Below are 20,010 nucleotides of genomic sequence, written 5' to 3'. Positions count from 1 at the left end.
CATAAACAAGAGGAACGCCCTATGTTAACCACCGCTTTGCAGCAATCGGTCAAGATCGCCACGGATAAGTATCTGGGTATTAAGGAATATGCCTTTACCTGTTATGGCGACAGCATTGATAAGAATATTTACTATGTGGTGCCGGAGATCCCGGTGTTTGTCGCCAGGGATACCAAAAGCCCCTATTTCATGTTCTACAAGTATCGTAGTGAAGACACACAGGGCGGCTATGCGCAATTTACCGTAATGCTGCCGCAGCCTGATTCGGAGATGAAGAAAAAGATCAGCATCGAGTTGCTCGGCAAGCTTAAAGATCCGCTGATCGCCAAATCCACCCTGATCGTCAAGTATGTTCAAGCCGAGCAGGCCTCGGTGGCCGATCCTGAAAATGCGACCAAAAAAACAGCCATGGATACCGCGTTGCGCAATACCGGTTTAAATGACGATCAGGCTGCCAGATTTGTCGCGTTATATGACAGCAACCAAGGCAATGACCAATTCGTGCCTGAATTGACGCCAATAGAAATCAAGCTGGAAGTCCCAAGACTCACCTCGGCACATGCTTCATTGATTCTGGACAGCAACGAGAAATTCTATCGCCAAATCCCCACCACGGTGTCGCCATCAGGCCTGGGGGATAACAACACCGTTTTCAGCCTTTCACTCACAGGCGAAGGCGCCACCCTGTTCGAACAGGTGTTGAAAGGCACCGATACCAACTCCAGCGTAGGCATTCGCTTCGATTTCAGTCTGGATGCCTCCCTGCCGGCGGCCAAAGTTACGGTCAGCTACGACAGTGAAATCACCAAATCGGTGACGCAAAACATCACCTACCACACCTGGTCGGCCGATGAGAAAAAGATTGAACGCGAATATATCGAAAAAGGCGCGATCAAGGTCGATGTTCAGACCGGGCTCTCTTACGAAGAAATGGGCATGACCGAGGACCAATACCTCAAATGGAAAGAGGGGCTGACCGCCTGGGGGCAAAAACAGGTAGAGCAGATTTTGAGTAGCCAAACCGGGCTGGACATGAGCCTCGAATTGCTTAACGACGCCGACGGCTTTGATAAATTCAAATCCAGCCTCAGCGAAACCAAAAGTTTTACCCGCGTCTATGAGGAAAACTCGGTGGTCTCTTTCTCCATCGCCCCTCAGACCCAGTTGCCGTCTATCCAATCCATCGTCGGCGAAGACAATCTGAAAGATTACTTTAAAGAGTACGATCTCAACGATCCTTTCTATCAATACATTCAGCCCGAGTTTTTTGTCACTCAGGATCTGGCGAAATACAACGTGGCCAATATCGTGGTGACCGCCATCTACGACAAAGACAATCAGAGCACTCTGCAGTTTTCCCCTGGCGACAGCGAACCGAAGAAAACCGGCAAATGGTTTATCAACCCCGAGCTGGGCCGGGCATTTAAATACTCCTATACCGTCAACTTCACCGGCATGCAGGCCAAGCCCTATCACTCTGGCGAACTTCAGAGCGATCAGGATCTGGTTATCTCCATCAACGTGGCCGAATGCGGCATCGTTTATGCCGACATTTCCACGCTGCTCGATCCTATGGGATGGAAAGTCTTCAGCCAGGTGGTGATCAAAACGCAATATTCCGATCCGGATAAGGGCGTCAAAATCAAAACCGACAGCCAGGTAGTCAGCGAGTCGACGCCTCCTCACCCCTTTATTTACCCGATTGGTGTTGATGTGGATAAGCCGATTTATTTCTCCACCGATTACTATGCTCTGGATGGTGACAGCCTGACCTATATCCCCGACGGCGTTGAGACCAGCCCGCAGCTACCGGGTTATGGGCTGATCCGTGGCCACCAGATCCTGGTCGCCAATGCCCTGCCGAAAGCGCAGAAGTACACCATTATCTTCAAGCCAAGCCAGAAGGAGATCACGCTGATCACCTATGAAATGGTGGTGTATTACCCGAAATGGGACTTTACGCAATCCCAATCCCTTGCCCTGACCGAGTTTGATTCTAAATCTCTCACCCAGTATCTGACCTTCAATCTGATGCAGGCTGAAAAAGACAACAAGGTGGAGATCCATTACGTCGCTACGGTGTATTACGGCGAAGATAACCAGGAAAAAACCGTTGAGAAGGAAGTGACAGGAACCAGCACCATTGTGGTGGTGACTTTCTGATGCGTTGAGCCCCCAGGGCAAAGCTTCTTTGCCCTGGATCACCTTCATCAATTGGGAAGGTCGCTATGAACACTCAGGTCGTAGTGCAAAACATCTGTTTTATCCGGGCCGACCCGGACAGGCCCATTTATTATTATTGCGCAGCCGCGCCGGGCATTAGCGTTATTAACGGTGACCAACCGGCAGTCCAGCTACAGATATTCAGGAACAGCAGCCAACCGGCCACGGTTTACTATGCCATGCTGTCGTTGCAAACCCAGTTAACCAGCAGCCCCGAGGCGGCACGGGTGGCGGCAGCGGCCAGCCCCGACATGCCGCGCGACGCGGTGTTATTACCCATGCAGGCGATCGCTTGCAGCGCCACGCTGAACATTCCCGGCTTTATCGATGGCCAAACCAGCAAGACCTCACTGAGCGACCAGCAAAACTGCTATCTGTTGGCTAAATTACCGGCTGACGCGGATATCGCTCTGCTGGCCAGCCTGATGGCGACCCCCGCCACTGCGCCCATCACCATCAGCTACAAAATTGACTATCTGCTGCAGTTGCCGCCAGCCACCTTTGAGCTGGAAGCCCGTTGGGATCAGGTTTATCAATTTCTGCAACAGTCGGTCGGTTTCAATCTGCTGATTTTTTCCGTCGATATCGAGGAAACCTCATCGCAGTTAATCAGCAAGAAAGTGGTGACCATTAAAGTCAGGGACACCGACCCCGATGGGCACTTCAAGCAGGCGGTGGCCGAGTTGACGCAGATCCTGACCGGCGAGTTCTTTACCCCGGTGTTTGCCGAAGTGCCGCAGCAAGACAAGCCCAGGGCCGGTTTTTATCTGCAAAGACTGTCGGTAGAAGATATTGATCAGCGGCGTTTAAGCGGCAAGCTGAGCGAAACTACGGTGGTCAAACGTTCGCTTTATCCGCAGGCACTGTTTGCCGAACTGGTCGCCGGCACCGACTATCAGGCCGACCGGGTGATCAGCCAAAGTGACCTGCAGGATGACTTTTTCGCTCACCGTGAAGTTCGGGTCAGCCTGCTGTCAGACGAGCTGGACGTTAACGTCCAATTGGTCATGGTGCGCCTGCGCTATGGCTCGGACAGCAAGCAATACACCTTTCGCCTGGGCGATATCGGGCCGAAGTTATTCAGGTCACCGAGTATTACCGATCCTGAAACCGGCAAAATGCTGTGGCCGGTCGAATACAGCTTCACCGTCTATCTCAATCAGGCCGTGGGCGGCGTGAGATCGGTCAGTTCCAGCGTAATGCAAACCGAACTGAACGATGTCTATCTGGATATTGAGTCGGTCTACGGCCGCTACGATTTTGTCATTGAGGCCGCCAGCCTGTTCGACTGGCGTTGGTACCAGTCGGTGTTGGTCACCCTGCGCTGCCGCCATATTGGGCAGCCGGTAGCCAGCCTGACGAAAAGCTTTCAGATTAGCCAGACGACGCAGCAGGACAGCTACCCGGTGATGCTGCCCAACCCGGATCAGTATTTGTTTGACGTCACCAAGGAATACAGCAGCGCCGTTAACTCGCCCCATATCTCCGTGCTGTTAAACGAGCCGACCAGCCAGGATGTGTACCTGGTCTCCAGCCTGTATCACCAGCGGGTGTTGATGATTGCCGCCAACATGGACTGGCAACAGGTGGCGTCGGTGCTGGTTTCTGCCAATTATGCCTATTTGCCCGGCGATGACGCCCCACCTCTGCAGCAAATTTTTCAGTTTACCGCAGCCGATGCCGCCCCTCAGCGTTTTAGTGCCGACCAAATCGACCCCGAACGACGTAGTGTCGATCTGGAGATTTGGTTTACCTACCAACCGGACCAAGGCGGGGATAAGCCCGATTACGTCCAAACCGCAACCGTTCAAGACGATATCGATATCGCCAACCTCATTTAAGGAACCATCATGTTATTACTCAGAGCAAGAACTGCCACAATCAACAACATCACCTTCTTTGCCGACGACTCCGATGACAAGCAGTTCTGGTATTTGCCCGGTGATATCCATATCGCAGAAAAAGACGGGAAACCCGTTTTTTCATTGATCAAATACACCGGCGACGGCAGCGGTCAGCAAGGGGGTTACATCAACTTCGAGGTCAATACCTCGATCGATGCCGCCGAGCTGGACGCCGCATTTAACGAATACCTGCGTAAACTCAAAGTTGACCCGAAAACCGCCCGCAAGGCTCAGGTGCCGTATGACAAAGGTACGGTAAATTTCTTCGTGCTTGACGTCGGCAGCAATGCCAACGGTGAGTTGATCAGCGCGCAGTGCCCCAGCCTGTTTGGCAACAATAGTGCCATTTTCAGCGCCAAACTGACGCCACAGCAGGCGGTGATCCTGGAGGCGGCCTTTAACCAGGCGCAGGCACCGGCGGCCGTGGCCTATAACCTCAGCTTTACCGGTATCACCCCGGCGTTAAAAGTTGAAGTCGAGGCCAAGTTTGAAAGCATCTACAAAGAGTTCGATGTTAAATTTGGCGCCAATATCCCGATCCCGGTGGAAACCCCGGCCAGTTTTTGGCTGGGCTTTGACAGCGTAATCAAAAAACTGCAGCAGGATCAGAAGTTGATCATCAAGGTCACCGAGAGCATGCCGAGCGAGGAGGAAGCCAAAGAGAAAGAATGGGCGCTGCAGTTTGTCAAAGAGGAGATCCTGAAAAGCTTCTTCACCGCATCGCTCAAACCCAATGATGACAGCAATACCCAGGCCAAATCAGCCAGCGACTCCATCCTGGAGTCTCTGCTCGCCAGCGGCAAAGAAGACGGCGAAGAAGGCGGCAAAGGCGGGCTGTTCCCCAGCGCCTCGCTGGAAATAAAACTGGTGCGCATCGAAGAAACCAAAAGCCTGAACTTCAACTACACCTCATCAAAAGCCCTCAGTCAGTCGGCGGTGCCGCAAAACTTTATCGGCAGCGACATTCTGCGTGCCAAAAAAGAGCCGCCTTATTTTATTGAAGTTAACGTTAACGATCCCTTCTTCCAGAAAATCGACTTTACCGTGCTGGGGCCGGACGGTTTTGCCGAATACGGCATTAAGGCCGCTACCTTCAAAATCGAATATAACAAACAGATTTATACGCCGACCGAGGCGTTCACGGCTGATGATGAGAAATGGGGCAAGGTCATCTCCCGCAGCCCGGATATCAATGAACGCTTTGTGATCCACAGCGAGTATGCCTTCAAGTCTGCAGCCACCACCGGCTGGGAAGGCAGCAGCAGCTACCAGCCGCGGTCGGTTTCGGCTTCGACCCTGCTGAATTTGGATCCCGGCGCGGTGCTGACCTTCAACGAGATCTCCATCTTCCTCGACCGAAAATTCTCCTGGGAGAATTACAACCAGGTGATCGTCGAACTGACCTACCTGGACGACAAAAAGAGCCGAAAAATCAAGAAATACTCGTTTAATCCGGATAAAACCGAGGAACAGACCTTTAAGTATCGCTGTCTGACCGAGCAGCCCTGGACGGTCGATTACAAAATCACTTATCTGCTGGTCGGTGGTGACAGCGTCACGCGTGATGGCAGCGAGAATCCGCCGGCCATTGTTATTCCTGCCGTGGCATAGGTCATTGACGATGGCCGAACGCAATACGATATTACCAGCGGCATGGAACGCCCTGGTAAGCGCCCTGTGTCAAGAGGCGCCCTATTTACGCCGCTCACTGGTGCCCGAAATCACCCGTTTTAGCCAGGCACGCCAGGCTTCAGGCTGCTTGTCCGCGGCCTTTAACACCAGCCTGTTGGGGTATAACGGCTGTCCGCTGGAGTTCACCGTCTCATCGTCAAAACCGCAGGCACTTTCCTGCACGCTGGACCCTTTTTTGCCACGCTATGCCGAAAATCGTGGGATCGAGGCTTTTTATCGGCACTACCAACAGATCACGGATTCACCCGCGCAGGACGATGCAGAGGCCTGTTTGGCCAGCGTCAGCCAGATGCAGCGCCAGGCGGTCCACCCCCTGCGGTTTGGCTCTTGGCTGGGACGCAAATATAGCCCGGAGACGGTTAAAACCAAGGTCTACTCCGAGGTACCGCCCGACGGTGCGGTGGAGGTGGTCTGGCCTGATTACCCTGCCGCGGCCTGCCAGCAGGCCGGTTTGTCACTACTGATGCTGGGTTATTACCCACAACAGGTCGACTCGCCGCGTGAATATTACTTTCAGTGGCACAGTGCGCTAATCACTGAGGCTGATATTGCGGCAGTCATGGCCTTTTTTGACTGTGAAGGGCTATTTCCGGCGTTGGCACCCCTGCTGGAGCGCGCCCGGCAACAAACTCTGAGTCGCGAAGGTTTTCCACCCACCACCTACGGTTTTAGCCTGGTCTATGGCCCCGGAGGTGAACTGGAAAGCTTCACGCTGTTTTCCATGGCGGCCAGTTTCTTTGGTGATAACCTGCGGGTGTTCCCCGCGGTACAAGCCTTGTTGACGCAAAGTGGCCAAGCCATGCCCTTGTTGCAAGGCGTCATGACCGCGCAGGTTCCCCTGCAATTCAACGTGGTGGGTTTTTCGGTGGATATGCAGGGCCGTCATGCCATCAGCTGTACTTTCAGCCCGCAAAATACCCACTTCGAAGTGCAGCCGCAGCAACCGATTTCATCCGCCAGCAATAATAATGAGGGTGCCAGTTTAAGCGCATTACTGAGTCAACAGTGTGCCAGCGGAGCCTTTGCCGCCCATGTCAGAACCCCGGACGGACGCTGGCATCTGGATGAAAACGCCTTTGTGACCGCGCAGGTGCTACGCACCCTGGATCACACCCCGCAGACCGAGCCTTATATCGAGAAAGCGCTCGATTTTTTAATCGCCTGTGAAACCCGCCCGTGCCATTTCAGCTTTTGGCCGCGTACTGCCCATCCGCAATGGATGGCGAACCAGAGTATCTGCGCCGACATTGACGACACCGCGATTATCACCGAATTGCTGTACAAGTTTGGGCGCATTTCACTGTCACAGGTCGGGGAGACGATTTCGCACATGAACGGCTATCAGCTACGCCGGGTCGATCCCCGTCAGGCCGCCGAGCAGCACCAATGGGCGGAGTGCCAAAGTTTTCACACCTGGATGAAAGATGACAATGACATCCGTCAGTTGGATTGCTGCGTGAACACCAACGCGCTGATCCTACTCCACGCCCTGGTGAGCGACAGCAACGCCGTATTACCGGCTTACCGACGCATTATTCAGATGCTGAATCAGGCGCTGCAGTGGAGTGACCACCGTTACGATCGGCTCAGTTCGCTAACGCCCTATTACGCTCACCCCAACGAATGGCGCATTGCCCTGGAGTACGCCAGGCTGGCGGGGATCCCGCAACTCACGCCGCTGATTGACGCATTGGCCCACTGGCAGTGGCCCGCCGGCCAGTTGGAAAGCCCGCTGTACCGTCGGCACGACGGGCGCTTTCTCTGGACCTCCTCCTGCCTGAACCAATTCAGAACTCTGGCCCAAACCGAACCCACTGAGGATAGCCATGAATACCTTTCTCAATGACCTGGTGACACTGAACCAAATTATTCTGCTCAATGCCCGTGAGCAATTTCCTGACGTTGAGGGCAAACAGCTACGCTACCGGGCGGCAGCGCCAATGCGAGAGGATGACCTGACCGCGGAGGTCTGCACCGAAATCGTTTCAGGGGAAACCCGCTACCAGATTGCCACCAGCACCGACGGCACCAGTTGGCGCATGCAACTGGACTTTGCCCTGAATCACTCTATCCCGCAAATTCCCTATGTGGTGCTGAGCTACACCCGCTTTGGCAGCGTCGAAGAGATGATTTTTGACCAGGTATTGCTGACCCCACAGGAGAATCGCTATCAGGCACAGCTGGATCTGTACAAGCTGGAGCAACGCGACGCCTTGCTGCAGGCCTTGTCGGATTACGATGCGCAAACCACGCTGGTGGTGGCAGTCAAAACCGAGCACGGCCTCACCAACACCGTCACCGACCCAAAAGTATTCTATTTTGCCGAAAACTATTATCCGTATATTTATCAGGGCATTGTGCCGCCACCGCCGCGCCTGCAGCTGATCCTCACGCCATTGCAGTACCAGCAACTCTGGTATAACTACTATCAGGACTACGTGCGCAAGAATTACCTTTATTACCTGCCGGATACCTTCCTGCTGGGCACGGATACCGATGGCAAGCCAATGCTGTCGATATCCTTCTCCGCCGACGATCACGCTACCTCGTTGGGGGATATCAAAGTGACCTTTGACTACTTCCTGTCGCCCAAGGTGAACCAGGGCCGTATTGCCGATGCCACTGCACAGTTTTCACAAATGCAGCCGGACGCCCGGCTGGCGCCCTTCGCCAATGCAGACTCACTGGTGTTGCAGTTGGCGTTACCCGAAGGCAAAACCGAGGAGAAAAATGCGCTGATCAACCTGCAAAGCGGCATAGTCGATTCATTCACGCTGCCCGCCCAGCAGTTCGCGTTGATCTGGGACGCGTTATTCGATCGTTCGCCGCAAAACCTGTTGCTGAAAGGCTATCTGGCGGTGCAGTTTATCGGTTTTAACCCGGATAACCTGCCGGTGATACTGGCGCTGGATGCCAAATATCAGAGTAAGGTACGTGACTTTATCAAACAGACGGCACCGGTCGACATCTACAAAACCATTGAATTCAGAAGCGACAGCGGAGCTTACGATCCCTCTGGGCCGCGACCTATCAAACGCATTTTGGTGAATATCGATAACCAAACCGTTGAGTTAAACAGGGAGCACCCTAATCATGACGTCACGGTCAAGGTCTCGGCATTGGATCTGATCCTCAACCCGGATAAAAAGCTGATTTATCATTACGACCTGCAGGTTTTCTACGTCGATGGCGGCATGACGCCCTACTACGATAAAACCTCCAGCTTTGAGATCATTTACGTGCCGTGAAGAGCGCTCAGTCTGCTGTTGGCATCCACAGCAGACTGCGCAAAAACAACATAATCAACCGGCCCGAGGGATCAGCCCCCCCATGGGTACGTTGCAAAGCCAACCCGTGCGCCATCGCCATGAATGCCGCCGCCAGCTCATGGGGTTCCGCGGGCGGCGTCTTACCCAGCTGCTGAAACAGCGAGGCTATCACCACGCCAATTTTTGCCTGATGAGTATCCCAGACCCTTTGATACTCGATGGCGAAGGCCGGGCTGCGCTGCGCATGCAGTTGCAGCTCTATCGACAGCATGCACCAGTCCACCTCCAGATTCAGGGTCGCCGACCAGGTCTCCAGCGCCGCAACGACCTGCTCCGGACTGCCCATATCACTCTGGGTCAGGCGGGTGAGCTGTGCCGCCTCGGTTTCCATATGCCGCTGCAACAGTTGCAACAGCAGATCCTCCTTGGAGGCGAAATTGGAATAGAACGCCCCCTGTGAATAGCCAGCCTCGCTGGCAATATCACGAATCGAAGTGCCGTCATAACCACCGACAATAAATAATTGGCGAGCGGTTTCAATCAGCCGTTCTCTGGTCTGATGTTGGCTCTCCTCACGGGTTAATCGTTTTTTTATCGTTTTCATCTGTATCAACTTTACGCGGATTGTCACTACTCTATAAGCATTCAAGATATCACTTGATATTTTAAACCTCTACAACTAGATTTGGATATCACTTGAACTTTGAAATTCACTTAAGATGTTAATCATGATGAAAATAGAAACGGCATTTGTCACCGGCGCGACCGGTCTGCTCGGTAATAATCTGGTGCGTGAGTTGATCTCTCGGGGTGCCAGGGTCAAAGCTCTGGTTCGTTTCATGGAAAAAGGTCGCCAGCAGTTCGGGGAGATTGAAGGCGTTGAATTAATCGCAGGCGATATGGCTGACGTCGCCGCCTTCGCTGAACACCTGCAAGGCTGCGACATCTTGTTCCATACCGCGGCCTACTTCCGTGATAATTACAAGGGCGGTAGCCATTGGCCGAAGCTGAAAGCCATCAACGTCGAGGGTACCAGACATCTGCTGGAACAGGCTTACCATGCAGGGTTACGTCGTTTTATCCATACCTCATCTATCGCCGTGCTCAACGGCGAACCGGGCCAGTCGATCGATGAAACCTGTTTACGGCGGCCCGAAGATGCCGACGATTACTACCACAGTAAAATACTGGCGGATGACGTGGTTTTGGAATTCCTGCGGCAGCATCCAGAAATGAACGGCAGCCTGATCTTGCCGGGCTGGATGTGGGGGCCGGGCGATCTTGGCCCCACCTCTTCCGGTCAGTTGGCCAATGACGTGATGCAGGGGAAATTACCGGGACTGGTGACCGGCAGTTTTTCTGTGGTTGATGCACGAGATGTGGCACTGGCCATGATACTGGCGGCAGAGCGAGGCCAAGGAGGTGAGCGTTATTTGGCCGCAGGACAACACATGACCATGCAGCAGTTGGTCCCCATGCTGGGGAGTATTGCCGGTGTCAAAACTCCCACCCGCACGTTGCCACTGCCATTTCTCTACCTGTTGGCGACGCTACAGGAGGCCTACGCCCGCCTCAGTGGCAAACCGGTGTTGCTCAGCCTGGCCACGGTGCGTCTGATGGTAAAAGAGGCCAACCGTTCTCATTTCAATCACGCCAAAAGTGAACGTGACCTGGGGCTGACATTCCGACCACTGGAACAAACGCTTCAGGATACCGTTGCCTGGCTGCGTAATAACAGGCCAACCTAATCCCCCGGGCAAGGGGAAACAGGGTTCCCCAGCCGTTGTCAGTTACGCCGTCTGCGACTCCACATAGCCCAGGGCCGAGCGCAATGTGGTTTCGTTAAGCGCCAGCGGCAGCAGATGAATCGACTCTCCCGCTTGCAGGGTACGCTCAATCAACCGTTTGATTTGCTCCTCATCGTGAATATCCACCTTCAAGGCAGCCAGACTCACCGGCAAATCCAGACGGTGATAAAGCGCTTTCAACTGCGCCACGGTTTCCGTCTGCCCCAACAACGCGCTTTGCACCAAAATGCCATACGCGACTTTGGTGCCATGCAGGAAGGCATCGGTCTGCGGCAATGCGGTCAGGCCGTTATGCACCGAATGCGCCGCGGCGATGCGGGTATAACGATCGCCCAGTCCGCCCACCAAACCGCCGCCGGCAATAATCGCCTCCAGCACATTAAGGAAAGCCTGACTCGATTGCCCTTCTGCCTGGGCTTTTAGCGCCGCTTCGCTTTCGTTGAGCAATACATCGCGCAGCGTCAGCGCGGTATTAAGACCCAGCTGGACGGTGAGCGGCAAACGTTCCGGTTGTGGACTGAGTACCACGGCTTCGTACCATTTCGCCAGGGTGTCGCCGATACCGGCCAGCAAATACTCTTTTGGCGCACGCAGGATAATTTCCGGCTCCACCAACACCAGATGATTGGCATCGTCGAAGATCTCATAGCGCAGGGCCTGCCCCTGATCGTTATACCAGACCGAAAGCGGCGTCCAGGCGGCACAGGTCGCGGCAATGGTCGGGATCGCCACCAACGGCAATCCCAGCCGACGCGCCACCACCTTGGCGGTGTCCAGCACCGCACCGCCGCCAACGCCAATCACCACCTGCCGGTCTGTTCCCGCCTGACGCACGATGTCTTGTACCGTGCTTTCACTGCAGTGGCTGTTAAACAACACCCGACGGGCATCGACGGCATCAAACACCGCTGGCAGCCAGGGTTTGGCCGCGGCCAGCGCACGTTCGCCATACAACCACAGCGCGTTGTTCAGCTGTTGCGGGGAATAAAATTGCGTCAGTTGGTCAATGGCCCCGGGGTAAGCAAAATAGTTGGCGGGGCCGGCGACCACGCGAATGTGGCTATCACTCATGTTCAAGTCCTTATTTTGTCTGATCTTGCCATCATAAAGGCGAGTTTAGCGTTGCCTAATACTCTTTAGCATTAGCTTATGATTTTTCGTTCATTGTCATCCGTTCAGCCCGCGTGGAAACTGACGGCTTCAATTCATTCTTTGAATAAACAACCATCCCAATGGTGACGATGAATTGTCCTCCCGTTTTTTAATGATGCTTAACCATGCAGGGTAAAACTTAATGAAACTGTTCAACACCTCATTACTGGCGTTAAGCCTGTTCGCCGTGTTTCCCGCGTTCTCCGCCTCAACAACCGCCCCCGTCCCGGCGGCGATCGCCAATCATCAGGGGCCAATCCGCATCGCGGTGATCCGCAATCTGGGTTCAGACGACAATACCACGCAGTTTGTCTCCGGGGCGGTGCAGGAAGGCCGCAAATTGGGTTTCCAGGTCAATACCTTCCTGACAAACGGTGACGACGCCAAGTTCCAGGATTTCGTTAATCAGGCTATCAGCCAGAAGTACGACGGCATTATTCTGTCCCAGGGGCGCGATCCCTATTCCACCGCCCTGCTGAAACGCATTGCCGACAGCGGCATTGCGGTTGCGGCCTTTGATACCGCAGTACAGGGCGAGATCCCAGGCGTTACCGTCAGCCAACAGGATGATGCTTCGTTGACCGATCTTTCATTCGGCCAACTGGTGAAAGACTTCGACGGCAAAGCCAATATCGTCAAGCTATGGGTGGCGGGTTTCCCACCGATGGAGCGGCGTCAGGCGCAGTATCAGAAACTGCTGAAAGATCAGCCCGGCATCAAAGAGCTGGAGTCAATCGGCGCGGTATCCTCCGACGTACAAGGCGACACGGCCAACAAGATCGGCGCTATTCTGGCCAAATATCCAAAGGGTAAAATCGACGCTATCTGGGGAACCTGGGATGCCTTCAGCCAGGGGGCTTATAAAGCCCTGCAGGAAAATGGCCGCACCGAAATCAAACTCTACAGCATTGATATCTCTAACCAGGATTTGGCGCTAATGCGTGCCAAGGGCAGCGCCTGGAAACTCAGTGTGGCCGTAGATCCCAAGCTGATTGGCGCCGTTAACCTGCGTTTGGTCGCCAATAAGATTGCCGGTGAGAAAACCCCGGCAACCTATGAATTTAAAGCCGCCGCCATCCCGCAAGACCTGTTGCTCAGCCACCCGGAGGCCACCAATGTCGCTTCTTTGGTAAAAGTCATTCCTGGCTGGGGCAAATCGGACGATTTTATTGCGCCGTGGTTCGCCACGCTTGAAGCGCAACAGGCTAAAAAATAAGGAGCGATGATAATGGCATCGCCAGCGCTTCCCCAACCCGAATACAGCCGCAACATGCGGCTGATCGGTCACAGCGATCAGGGCGGTAAGCCTGACGGTGTGCAGGTTATAGTTCACCGAGGCTATGCCTATGTCGGGCATATGGTTTCGCAGGGGTTTTCTATCGTCGACGTGCGTGACGTGAAAAATCCGCGCGCTGCCGGTTTTTTCCCCGCGCCACCGGGCACCTGGAACGTACATTTGCAGGCGCATGATGATTTGTTGCTGGTGATCAACGCCCGCGATCTGTTTGCCGACACCCGTTTTGCCGATGAAAAGGTCTACTACACCCGAGCCATCAGCCAGACGGTGTCAGGCAATGATGCCCGCGGCTGGAGCGCCGGGGTGCGCATTTTCGATATTTCAACGCCGGACCAGCCGCAAGAGATCGGTTTTTTGGCGCTGGAGGGGATCGGTGTCCACCGCATCTGGTATGTCGGTGGCCGCTGGGCCTATGTTTCCGCCCTGATTGACGGCTACAGCGATTACATTTTTCTGACCGTCGATTTGGCCGATCCACGTAATCCGCAGATCGCCGGACGCTGGTGGCTGCCAGGCATGCACAGCGCCGGGGGGGAAACGCCCAACTGGCCGGAAGGCAAACGCTACGCCCTGCACCATGCGATTATCAGCGGCGACACCGCCTATGCCAGTTGGCGTGACGGTGGGTTAACCCTGTTGGACATTAACGATCGCAGCCAACCGCAGTTAATTGCCCATCGCAACTGGAGCCCGCCGTTTGGCGGCGGCACCCACACCGCACTACCGCTGCCGGATCGGGATCTGCTGGTGGTGCTGGATGAGGCGGTACTCGACAATCAGCAGGACGGCGAAAAGCTGATTTGGCTGTTTGATATTCGCCAACCGGCCAACCCGGTGAGCATCGCCACTTTTCCGCAACCGGATGAGCGCGACTATGTCAGTAAAGGCGCGCACTTCGGCCCGCATAATCTGCATGAGAATCGCCCCGGCAGCTTTGTCAGCTCAACGCTCATTTTCGCTACCTACCAAAATGCCGGTGTCCGCGCCTACGACATCAGCAACCCGTATCAGCCAAAAGAAACCGGCGCGTTGGTGCCCGCTGCACCGGAAAGGATGATGGATAAACGCCCTGACCGACCACGGGTGATCCAGTCCTGCGACGTGTTTGTCGACGCACAAGGGATTATCTACAGCACGGATTACAACGGTGGTTTGTCGATTATCGAATATTTGGGTTGAATACATTTCGTTGCCGCCAGGGTTAAAACAACGCCCGACCCCGCCGCACGTTGATCCATATCGCCTACCGGGGTGACCTGCTGTAATCAGCGTCGCGTTTAATGGCGGCACGGCTCCTGATGGTCATTACCAGCGCAATGGCCACCAATACGCCAGCCGCCAGATAGGTCACTCGCATGCCATTGGATATCGCCTCTGCGGTCGCCAATTTGATATCGTCGGCGTTCGCCGCCAGCATAAACAACGCGCCCATGGCGGAAGCACCGGTGATCAAACCCAGATTGCGTGAGAGATTGATCATGCCGGAGATCACTCCGCGCTGCTCAGGGGCCGCATGCTTCATCAGCGCGGTATTATTGGCCACCTGAAATAGCGAGTAACCCAGGGTAATCAGGCAAAGAGGGGCCACGTAGCCGAAAACACCCTGCCTGATTGACATCATCGACATTACTCCCGCGCCGACGACCATGATCGCCAGCCCCACGGCAGTTGTTCTTGCCGCTCCCAGGCGATCCACCAGTCGGCCGGCAGGCACACCGAACAAAGCGGCCACCAGCGGCCCGGCTGACATCGCCAACCCGGCCTGTCCCACCGTCAAGCCCAAACCGCGCGTCAGGTAAAACGGTCCCACTACCAGCGACGTCATCATCACCGTCATCACCAGTGCGCTCATCATTAACCCACTGCTCAGCCCTGGCTGGCGGAACAGTGCCGGCTGTATCAAAGGCGATGCCGTGGTATTTTCCAGCCGCACAAACAGTCCGATCCCCAGCCCCGCGCACAGCAACAACAGCAAATTGATGGCACCGAAATCACCATGCCCCAGCGTCATCGACAGTGCATAGCAGGCCAGTGTCACACCAAGCAGCAAAGTGCCGGGTAAATCAAACCTGCCGCTCTCCGATTGCGGTTGCGGCCGACCGTGCGGCAGATAACGGTAAGCCAGCAGCAAGGCCAGCAGGCCCAGCGGAAAGGTAACCAAAAACACCGCACGCCAGCCAAAACCAAAAATCAATGCGCCACCAAGCGAAGGGCCCAGCGCCGTGCCAATCGCCGACATGCTGCCAAGCAGCCCCATGGCACGGCCGGTATTTTCTTTCCCCAACGTCTCACCGACCAGCGCCATGGTCATCGCCATCATCACTGCCGCTCCCAGCCCTTGTGCAATACGGGCGGAGAGCAGCAGCCAGATATCAGGTGCCATGGCACAGAGTGCGGAAGCGACGCTGAACAGGCCAATCCCCAGCAGCAACAGGCGACGTCGGCCAATGCGGTCGCCCAGACGCCCGACCGCGATGATGGAGGTGGTAATGGTCAGCAGATAGACGATCATTACCCACTGCACCGCCTGAAACGAGGTGTTAAACGCCAGCGCCAGCGAGGGCAAACCGATGTTGGCGATACTGGCACCCAGTGAGGAAACCAGCATGGACAAGGAAAGGCTGGCGAGGATCCCACCGATATGGGGGCTGGGGGCGGTATGCTGAGTAATTGGCTTCATAGTCTGACTCCTGAAAGAACCTGTCAGTAGCCTATGCCAGCCAATAACCTGGCGGAAGACGCAGCAGATGCAGTTTATTAGTGCACCCAGCGCCATGTTATGGCTGATATCGACCAGCATTAAGCAGCAAACTTTTAATCCGCTTCAGGCAGATGATGAGGAACTACTCAAGGAGACAAAATGAAAATCGACCTGCTGTTTGATGATTTGTCAGTACGCGCGGTGCAATACAATGCCCGCAACTCGGTAGAGGATTTTGACGCCTGTATGACGCAATATGCGGCGTTGGCCAGCCAGGCCAAGGCGCAAACGCCGGGGATTTATGACATCCACTACGGCATGGGCATTGCCGAACGTCTGGATCTGTTCCCGGCCGCCAACCAACCTGCGCCACTGTTGGTCTTTATTCACGGTGGATATTGGCACTCCCAACGCAAGGAAGAAGCCTGTTCGATGGCCGCCAGCTTCACCCGCCACGGCGTAGCGGTGGCCACGCTGGAATATACCCTGCAGCCGGAAGCCACACTGGCGGAAATCGTTCGTGAGGTGCGCAGCGCGATAGCCTGGCTTTACCACCATGCCGGCCAATATGGCATCGATCCCGAGCGTATTTTTGTCAGTGGCAGTTCAGCCGGTGGTCACCTGAGCGGCATGCTGATCGCCGATGACTGGCAGCATCTTTATCAGGTACCGGTCAATGTGATTAAAGGGGCGCTGGCGCTCAGTGGCTTGTACGATATTCGCCCGCTGTGCGATATCTACGTGAATGACTGGATGCGTCTGACGTCTGAACAGGCGGCAACGCTCAGCCCGCTGTTTATGCTGCCGGAAAAGGCCAATGCGCCGCAGATCCTGCTCGACGTAGGAGCCAAAGAAACCCAGGGCTTTAAAAACCAGACGTTGGCCTACTATGCCGCCTGCCGCGAAAAAGGGCTTAATGTCACGCTGCTGGAAGACCGACACTGCAACCATTTCACCCTGGTGAACGAGTTGGCTAATTCTGACAGTGCCATGTTCAAACGCGTCATGGCGATGATTATGTAACGCCGCCCAAACGGCAGAATAGTGCCCGGCTATTCTGCCAAGGTCATTTTATTAAGATCAATTGTGCCTTTGCTATGCACAAAATTGACTAAGGCGAAGGCAACTTCGTAATTCTTTGGTCTCTCTGGGTTACCTGTTCCTTTCAATATTCCATTTGGAAATATGAAAGTCCCGTTCGTTCTTTCGGCCCCCGCAAAATCGCCACACAATGAAGTCTGAATTGCAGCCCCATGCATAACCGCATAAAAAATCAGGTTTTATATCTTGTCATCGCTCATAACCGCTCAATTTGCCCGACTGGTGCTGGATAGCCGGCCCGAAGCCTCCGCCCTGTTGGCCGCCCGTGTTGGGGTGATGGATTATTTCGCCTGCGCATTGCCTATTGCCCAGGGCGCAATCACCGACAGCGGGCTGGCGGCGGTGAAAACGGTATTCCCAGCTGTCGGGCCAGAGAACCGCGCGCTGTATTTTGGCTATGTCAGCCACTCGCTGGATTTTGATGATTATCACCCCGCGCTACGCGGTCACCCAACCACGGTGGTGCTGTCTGCGCTGTTGGCGCTGACCGACGATAAACCCGACGTTAATACGCTGCTGAACGCCTATGCCGTCGGCGTAGAAGCCGCCGGGCGACTGGGACTGGCTGCGGGAACCCAGCATTATCAGTTGGGTTTTCACAGTACTGCGACCCTGGGAGCGGTGGCGGCCAGTGCGGCTGCGGCGCGCTATTTACAACTGACACCACAACAAACCCAGATCGCACTCGGGCTGGCCGCCACCCAGGCCGCCGGGTTGCGCAGCCAGTTTGGTTCGGCCGCCAAACCGTTGCATGCGGGACTGGCGGCACGCGCGGCGGTAAATGCGGTGCTGCTGGCTCAGGCGGGTTTTATCGGTCAGTCGGAGGGCGTGATAGACAGCCTGTTGCGCTCGCACGGTGACGGACGGCAGCGGCCGGAACTGCTGACCGCCGACTGGGGCGCACCCTGGCGCATTCTGCAACCGGGCCTGGAGTTTAAACGCTACCCGACCTGCGGCGGTACCCACAGCGCCGCCGAAGCGGCATTCATCCTGCGTGAGCGCCTGCTCGAACAAGGCATTACCGCCGCCGATATCCCTGCGGCAATCCGCCACATTCAGGTCAGCTTTCCGCCTGGCGCCGATACCGCACCCTATATTCGTCGCCCGTCAAACGGGGTCGAAGCACGTTTCAGCCTGGAGTATGTCATCGCCGATGCGCTGTACAGCGGTAGCGTGCCGCTGATGCACTACGGCGAAAACCCGGTTGATCCGCTGATTGCTGCACTGGCGGCACGGGTTGAGCGCCACGCCGACCTGACGGCTCCACCGGATGAACTGGATGCAGAGTTACGCTTCCACTGCGTGACCTTAACCCTGCATGACGGCCGCCAGTTAAGTGACATTGTCACAAGAAAGCAAACTGCCGCCCGCCAAACCGACGTCAACGCCAAGCTGCGCAGCATTCTGCAACTGTTGCCGCATCTGGACAGTGACCGCGTGATCGGCGACTGCGCATTAGCGCATCCCGAGGCGCTGCTACGTTTAATCAAATTATTAAATCAATAATAAATATAGGAATAATTATGAGTACTTCACCTTCAACACCATCGCGTCAATTACGTCTCGGCCTGTTTGTTCAGGCGCTGGGCCACCACGTCGGCGGCTGGCGTGCCGCCGGTGCCAGTGGGTCTCCTACGGACATTGACTGGTTCACCTGGATCGCTCAAAAGGCCGAAGAAGGCACCTTTGACATGTTCTTCGTCGGCGATGCGCTGGCAACCAGCGTACACCGTTTGCCCTCTACGATGTCGCGCCTGGAGCCGCTGACACTGTTGGCTGCGCTGGCGGTGAATACCCGTCATATCGGGCTGGCGGCTACCGCCTCCACCACCTTCGATCAACCCTTCCATCTGGCACGCGCCATGGCCTCCATCGACCATATCAGCCACGGTCGTGCCGCCTGGAACGTGGTGACCTCATTCTCCAGCGATGCCGCTCGCAACTTCAGCCGTGACGATCTGCCCTCACACGCCGAGCGTTATGAAGTGGCACGCGAGTTCCTGGAGGCCAGCTACAAGCTGTGGGACGGCTGGGAAGAAGATGCCATCGTGCGTGACAAAGAAAACGGTGTGTACGCCATTGACGAGAAAATTCATGCCGCCAATCACAAAGGCAAACATTTCTCGGTACAGGGGCCGCTGAATATTTCACGCTCTCCGCAGGGTCGCCCGGTGATAATCGAAGCCGGCTCCTCACCGGCCGGGCAGCAGTTGGCGGCAGAAACCGCCGAGGTGGTGTTTACCGCCGCCGCCACGCTGGAAGAAGGCCTGGCTTTCTACCGCAGCCAGAAGAAATTTGTCGCCGATGCCGGTCGCAACCCGGATCACTTGCTGATCCTGCCGGGCGTGATGCCGATCATCGGCCGTACCAAAGCCGAGGCGCAGGAAACCTGGTATCAACTCAATCAGTTGGTGGATATCGATAACGGCATCGAACAACTTTCTGCCCGTTTTGGCTTCGATTTGAGCGGCTTGCCGCTTGACGGCCCGGTGCCTGACGTTGGCGCGACCGAAGGCGGCCAAAGCCGGGTGAAACTGCTGACCGATCTGGCAGCGCGTGAAAACCTGACGCTGCGAGAATTGGCTGCCGTGGCCGCCGGTTCTCGCGGGCATCGCGTGGTGGTGGGCACCGCCGAAGAGATCGCCGATGACTTCCAGCTGTGGCTGGAACAGCAAGGCGCCGACGGCTTTAACATTATGCCTGCGGTACTGCCGAACCAATTGGAACTGTTCGTCGAACTGGTGATCCCGGAGCTGCGCCGCCGTGGTCTGTTCCGCGAGGAGTATCAATACTCAACCCTGCGTGAAAACCTGGGCCTGCCGCAACCGGCAATCAACTTCGCCAACGTTAAATCGGCTTAATT

At 55.5% G+C, this 20,010-nt stretch carries 14 protein-coding genes; 11 read left to right on the top strand and 3 right to left on the bottom strand.

Annotated elements, in window-relative coordinates:
* Positions 1-21 precede the first annotated feature (21 nt).
* The 5 genes from SERS4_RS0112890 to SERS4_RS0112870 all read left to right on the top strand — a co-directional run bounded on the left by SERS4_RS0112890 (position 22) and on the right by SERS4_RS0112870 (position 9,067).
* On the top strand, positions 22-2,163 hold the full coding sequence (locus tag SERS4_RS0112890) for a hypothetical protein (protein WP_017892805.1): 2,142 nt from the start codon (positions 22-24) through the stop codon (positions 2,161-2,163).
* A 65-nt stretch (positions 2,164-2,228) separates the two neighbouring features.
* A complete protein-coding gene (locus SERS4_RS0112885) occupies positions 2,229-4,064 on the top strand; it encodes a hypothetical protein (protein ID WP_017892804.1) in 1,836 nt (611 codons plus the stop codon).
* Positions 4,065-4,073: 9 nt separating this feature from the next.
* On the top strand, positions 4,074-5,738 hold the full coding sequence (locus SERS4_RS0112880; protein ID WP_017892803.1) for a hypothetical protein: 1,665 nt from the start codon (positions 4,074-4,076) through the stop codon (positions 5,736-5,738).
* 10 nt (positions 5,739-5,748) lie between these two features.
* Positions 5,749-7,665: a hypothetical protein gene (locus SERS4_RS0112875; RefSeq protein ID WP_017892802.1), complete on the top strand. Its 1,917-nt coding sequence runs from the start codon at positions 5,749-5,751 to the stop codon at positions 7,663-7,665.
* Complete coding sequence (locus tag SERS4_RS0112870; RefSeq protein ID WP_012145102.1) at positions 7,646-9,067, top strand: hypothetical protein; 1,422 nt, start codon at positions 7,646-7,648, stop codon at positions 9,065-9,067. Before SERS4_RS0112875 ends, SERS4_RS0112870 begins: the two co-directional genes overlap by 20 nt.
* 7 nt (positions 9,068-9,074) lie before the next feature.
* Here the strand turns inward: SERS4_RS0112870 and SERS4_RS0112865 are convergent, their stop codons facing one another.
* Positions 9,075-9,692: a TetR/AcrR family transcriptional regulator gene (locus SERS4_RS0112865; protein WP_017892801.1), complete on the bottom strand. Its 618-nt coding sequence runs from the start codon at positions 9,690-9,692 to the stop codon at positions 9,075-9,077.
* A 124-nt stretch (positions 9,693-9,816) separates the two neighbouring features.
* Between SERS4_RS0112865 and SERS4_RS0112860 the strand changes: the two genes are divergently transcribed.
* Entirely contained in the window at positions 9,817-10,836 is a 1,020-nt protein-coding gene (locus tag SERS4_RS0112860) for an SDR family oxidoreductase (protein WP_017892800.1), read from the top strand.
* Positions 10,837-10,878: 42 nt separating this feature from the next.
* On the opposite strand, the gene SERS4_RS0112855 is transcribed toward SERS4_RS0112860, so the two are convergent.
* A complete protein-coding gene (locus SERS4_RS0112855; RefSeq protein ID WP_017892799.1) occupies positions 10,879-11,967 on the bottom strand; it encodes an oxidoreductase in 1,089 nt (362 codons plus the stop codon).
* 223 nt (positions 11,968-12,190) lie between these two features.
* On the opposite strand from SERS4_RS0112855, the gene SERS4_RS0112850 reads away from it, so the two are divergent.
* Complete coding sequence (locus SERS4_RS0112850; protein WP_017892798.1) at positions 12,191-13,264, top strand: sugar ABC transporter substrate-binding protein; 1,074 nt, start codon at positions 12,191-12,193, stop codon at positions 13,262-13,264.
* Positions 13,265-13,276: 12 nt separating this feature from the next.
* Complete coding sequence (locus SERS4_RS0112845) at positions 13,277-14,524, top strand: LVIVD repeat-containing protein (protein ID WP_017892797.1); 1,248 nt, start codon at positions 13,277-13,279, stop codon at positions 14,522-14,524.
* A 64-nt stretch (positions 14,525-14,588) separates the two neighbouring features.
* Here SERS4_RS0112845 and SERS4_RS0112840 read toward each other — a convergent pair whose 3' ends face one another.
* The gene (locus SERS4_RS0112840) at positions 14,589-16,025 is read right to left on the bottom strand and encodes an MFS transporter (RefSeq protein WP_017892796.1); all 1,437 of its coding nucleotides are present in this window, start codon (positions 16,023-16,025) and stop codon (positions 14,589-14,591) included.
* Positions 16,026-16,205: 180 nt separating this feature from the next.
* On the opposite strand from SERS4_RS0112840, the gene SERS4_RS0112830 reads away from it, so the two are divergent.
* The 3 genes from SERS4_RS0112830 (at position 16,206) to SERS4_RS0112820 (ending at position 20,008) form a co-directional block, all read left to right on the top strand.
* A complete protein-coding gene (locus tag SERS4_RS0112830) occupies positions 16,206-17,069 on the top strand; it encodes an alpha/beta hydrolase (protein WP_017892794.1) in 864 nt (287 codons plus the stop codon).
* 264 nt (positions 17,070-17,333) lie between these two features.
* Entirely contained in the window at positions 17,334-18,653 is a 1,320-nt protein-coding gene (locus SERS4_RS0112825) for an MmgE/PrpD family protein (protein WP_017892793.1), read from the top strand.
* A gap of 17 nt (positions 18,654-18,670) precedes the next feature.
* On the top strand, positions 18,671-20,008 hold the full coding sequence (locus tag SERS4_RS0112820) for an LLM class flavin-dependent oxidoreductase (protein ID WP_017892792.1): 1,338 nt from the start codon (positions 18,671-18,673) through the stop codon (positions 20,006-20,008).
* Positions 20,009-20,010: the final 2 nt, after the last annotated feature.

Source organism: Serratia sp. S4, from assembly GCF_000347995.1.
GTDB classification, from domain to species: domain Bacteria; phylum Pseudomonadota; class Gammaproteobacteria; order Enterobacterales; family Enterobacteriaceae; genus Serratia; species Serratia quinivorans.
Note: the sequence above shows the minus strand (reverse complement) of the source record. Positions and strands in the feature narration are given on the sequence as shown.

Excerpts from the sequence above, each read along its gene's own strand:
- SERS4_RS0112850 (WP_017892798.1), top strand. The coding sequence starts at position 12,191 with ATGAAACTGTTCAACACCTCATTACTGGCGTTAAGCCTGTTCGCCGTG.
- SERS4_RS0112880 (WP_017892803.1), top strand. The coding sequence starts at position 4,074 with ATGTTATTACTCAGAGCAAGAACTGCCACAATCAACAACATCACCTTC.
- SERS4_RS0112840 (WP_017892796.1), bottom strand. The coding sequence starts at position 16,025 with ATGAAGCCAATTACTCAGCATACCGCCCCCAGCCCCCATATCGGTGGG.
- SERS4_RS0112865 (WP_017892801.1), bottom strand. The coding sequence starts at position 9,692 with ATGAAAACGATAAAAAAACGATTAACCCGTGAGGAGAGCCAACATCAG.
- SERS4_RS0112890 (WP_017892805.1), top strand. The coding sequence starts at position 22 with ATGTTAACCACCGCTTTGCAGCAATCGGTCAAGATCGCCACGGATAAG.
- SERS4_RS0112820 (WP_017892792.1), top strand. The coding sequence starts at position 18,671 with ATGAGTACTTCACCTTCAACACCATCGCGTCAATTACGTCTCGGCCTG.
- SERS4_RS0112855 (WP_017892799.1), bottom strand. The coding sequence starts at position 11,967 with ATGAGTGATAGCCACATTCGCGTGGTCGCCGGCCCCGCCAACTATTTT.
- SERS4_RS0112885 (WP_017892804.1), top strand. The coding sequence starts at position 2,229 with ATGAACACTCAGGTCGTAGTGCAAAACATCTGTTTTATCCGGGCCGAC.
- SERS4_RS0112870 (WP_012145102.1), top strand. The coding sequence starts at position 7,646 with ATGAATACCTTTCTCAATGACCTGGTGACACTGAACCAAATTATTCTG.
- SERS4_RS0112845 (WP_017892797.1), top strand. The coding sequence starts at position 13,277 with ATGGCATCGCCAGCGCTTCCCCAACCCGAATACAGCCGCAACATGCGG.
- SERS4_RS0112830 (WP_017892794.1), top strand. The coding sequence starts at position 16,206 with ATGAAAATCGACCTGCTGTTTGATGATTTGTCAGTACGCGCGGTGCAA.
- SERS4_RS0112875 (WP_017892802.1), top strand. The coding sequence starts at position 5,749 with ATGGCCGAACGCAATACGATATTACCAGCGGCATGGAACGCCCTGGTA.
- SERS4_RS0112860 (WP_017892800.1), top strand. The coding sequence starts at position 9,817 with ATGATGAAAATAGAAACGGCATTTGTCACCGGCGCGACCGGTCTGCTC.